Genomic DNA, 3532 nt, shown 5'->3' with positions numbered 1-3532 from the left:
CCTCCGGGCTCGTGTCGGGTTTCTCCCCCTTAGCCAAGGGGGAGATGTCCACAGGATCACGCCTGCGGCGAAGCTTGAAGACAGAGGGGGTTGCGATGATGTAAACCACATGTCAATCACTTAACATCTTCCCGCTACCGATTAAAAGACACGCTGATAGAGCTGCAAAAGTAACATATTGCAGAACGGGCAGATAAGCTACGTGGCCAATAGGCGACACAAGCAACGAGCATAAGCGTGCCTGAACAGATGTATCCGGTAGAGCCCGATAGAACTCGGTAGAAGCCGGGTAAGAGAAGGCACTAAACAATGCGCAATGCATCGCCTGCTCCGGATACCAGCTTCGGTGCGGGGATGTAGCCCGTTTTAAAGCGCGTTTTGCAGGGAAGAGTCCGCCCAGGAAGCGCGCTACCGGCTGCAAGACTCGCCTGCCATAAAGATGCCGCGTAGCGTGTACGGGCCGCTATTGCCACCGCGTCTTGATCCAGGGTTCACTTCCATAGTCAGGTCGAACGTGCCCGCGTAATAGTCCAGGTGAGCTAACGGATACACGGTTACGTTACTGTCGGTGGCTGCAAGTCTGTGCAGTGCCATGCCAGTCCGCGTGCTTCGGTTCCCTCCGATTGGGCTACGAACTTCGTACTCGTACGGGATGTGCAACCCGCCGCCGAAATAGTGGGCCGACGTTTCAAGCGTACCCATTCCAGGCTCATCTATCCGCACGATGAACCGGCTCATAAGCCGACCGCCGTCTGTACGACCGCCCCATTCCATGTTTAGCACACCGTGCTGGTTGACGCGCCACTGGCGTACCTCTCCGTCGAAGCAGCCTGTGGCCGGCAGGTCGGGATAATCGCGATGTTCGATCATCGGTCCTTCGAGATGCGCGCGGAAGTTACACGCGCCAATTTCTGTAAGCTGAATAGGGCGTCCGGTCTTGCAATCGTACACCTCGGCAATCGCTTCAGGTTCGGCAGCGTCAATAGTAATCGTGTATTCGCGTGGTGGGGCATTGGGGTCGGCTCGCAGCCCGGTGTACGACATGCTCTGTGCTGTAACGGTAAATGGAAAATCCTCCTCATCCCACGAAGTCTGAATAGAAAGCCGCTCGCCGTCGCCAAATATCTCAGCCACATGAGGCCCTGGAGGGTCGATGTACCACCCGAGAAGAGGGTCATTCGCGTTAGAGACAATTCCGTCGAGATTGATGCGACTCCCCGGAGGAAATAAGCGAGTGCCACGTGTGTTCGGTTGATCGGCCGTGACAATGCGTACGTCGATAGCTCGCACATGGATAGGGAGGTCGGTCTCAAGGTAGGTAATGCAGGCTGCGTCGTCTGTATCTCTCGCAGGAGAGGCATTCAACGAGGGATCGTCAAACAACCGGTCGAGCACGCACACGTTAAGGGCAGCCTGGCCGGTGGCATGCACCGCGTAGGTCTGGTGGTCGAGACGTTGTGCGATATGGGTGCTTTCGGTTATTTCAGAGCGCGTCCACTGCTCATCGGTCACGTCTACCGGTCCAAACTCGCATGATGGGATCTCAAGACGATCGGTAGCCAGGTCGTTCAGGTGATCACCAAGCAGCACATCGGCCATCTGAAAGTTTATATTGCTTATCACGCGCTCCTGAGCACGCGTCAGGTTGCCTATGTTTCCGACCCCGCTCTCTATCTTGTTGAGCAGCGTCCCGCCAACATACGACCAGAAAATCCCGGCGGCCTCCCGCGAAAAATCGAACGGCTCGCTTCGGGCAGACACAAAGGCGCCATCCCAGCGTCCTGTGAGCATGCCGTCGTCTCCAAAGTCGTCGTCTTCAAGGAAATAAGGCGGTTCATGCTCCAGGATGTGAAAGCCGTACAGCGTGGAAGGAAGTGTAGATCGCAGGTAGGCAATCCAGAAGTTTAAGGCAGAAAAGCTTGTTGAGGTCTTCACCAGCCCGGCTCCGATACGGCTACCCACTCCGCCTCCTATTACTGCGCCAACCAGTGCAGCGCCTGCTGTAGCAACAGCGCGATAGTCGTCGATATGGTCCATCATGCGTGATATGCTGTTGGCAAACTGATAGTTTGAGAGGAGCACTTGAAGCGCAAACGCAGAGGGCTGGTAGGCAGGACCCTGGCAGAATACATTGGAAGGGTGCGCAGTTGCAGACGGAAGCGGAGCCGTTTGCGTTCTGCGGGCGGTGGGGGGAAGTGCGGCCGTTGACGTGTTTGAGGCCAGCCAGTAATCGGAAAGTGCAAAGCCATCTACGGCCCCAGTGGCATCTTGTAATTCAGCGGGTGCTCCTTCGTCGCGTCCGGCCTCGCCATTTTGATAAGGTGCAACGCGAAGCGGCGGAGCACCCTCGTTAGAGCCCGGGGCCCGAGCGAGGAGCGTGAGTAGCAGCTCCCACTGCGCGTCGGTAAGGTCGGGAGCCAGGGTGTCGCGCTGCATGGTAGCCCGAATTGAGGTGCGTCCGTCTGTGCCCCGTATCTGCTTGCTCGCACCGATCAGCGGCTGCAGGTGGGGGGGCGCATCCGAAAGCGACATCTGCGTGAGGGCCTCGATGGAAGTGTCAAAGGCCGAGGCGTACTGGGCTACGATCGATTCAAACGCATCCACAAGCGCGTCGAGCGGCGCGGCGTCTATGGTCGAGATGGCTGTGATGGTAAACGGGATTGGATCGCACACGGTCATGTTATCCTCAATCCGCAGCATAACCGCGCCGCCGTCTTTCGTGAAGGACGGATGCACCGGCGTGATGAGCTGCCACGAGCCGTTGGCCCCGCGGTCAACCAGTGCATAGCCTACCAACGAACCGCCGGTTAGAATACCAGCCATAACCTCTCCGCTGTAGCCTTCTGGAAGTCCTTCGAGCGCAACCTGCTGCAGTGGTTCGGCTTCGCGCGCCTGCAGAGACACATCGTCGCATACAAGGGGAGCCGCAGGCCGAGCATCGTCGATTTCGCTGCGTGTGCCGATCTCTGCGCTGAAAGCGCTGTAGTGCGCGCTGTAGTGCGGCATCAACAAAAGAACGGATATTGCGCATGTCAGATACAGTATCACCGCCTTCATGGGCCTCCTCGTAACGTATAAGGGTTATAGCGTGTGGAGCTTATTTTTTGCATCCGCCAGAAAAATACGGCGCGAGCTACTTTATCTTGAGCGAAAACGAGCGCGATATGCGGACATCCCTTCTGGGACGCAGGAACGGCAGGTCCGTAGGCAAAGCAGAGAAAAGAGCATAGTGTCACCAGTTCCACCATCTGCTATATCGAATGCATTGCACCTGTGGTGCAGCCTCCCTATGTTAGAAAACGTAATCGCAAGGGATGCTGTGCGGGTTCGGCTTTAAGAGCCTGTTTTGATTTCTTAATTTGGGCTGCGAGCGGCTTCAATGAGCTGCAAATTGCCCCCGATATACTGGCGTCAGTCGGGCTTGCGCCCTCGTGTCGGCCCGTAGCCCCAGCTACGAACCTCCATCGAGGTCCAATTTTCGCCGCATTGCTGCTCGCTCTCGCCTACAAACCAAAACCCAAACAGGCTCTAA

Annotated in this window: 1 protein-coding gene; it reads right to left on the bottom strand. The window is 56.9% G+C overall.

What is annotated here, in order from left to right; all coding sequences use genetic code 11:
* Positions 1–408: 408 nt before the first annotated feature.
* On the bottom strand, positions 409–3006 hold the full coding sequence (locus PPP56_RS00365; RefSeq protein ID WP_353561622.1) for a hypothetical protein: 2598 nt from the start codon (positions 3004–3006) through the stop codon (positions 409–411).
* Positions 3007–3532: the final 526 nt, after the last annotated feature.

It is taken from the genome of Longimonas sp. (assembly GCF_040409695.1).
In the GTDB taxonomy this organism is placed as follows: domain Bacteria; phylum Bacteroidota; class Rhodothermia; order Rhodothermales; family Salinibacteraceae; genus Longimonas.
Note: the sequence above shows the minus strand (reverse complement) of the source record. Positions and strands in the feature narration are given on the sequence as shown.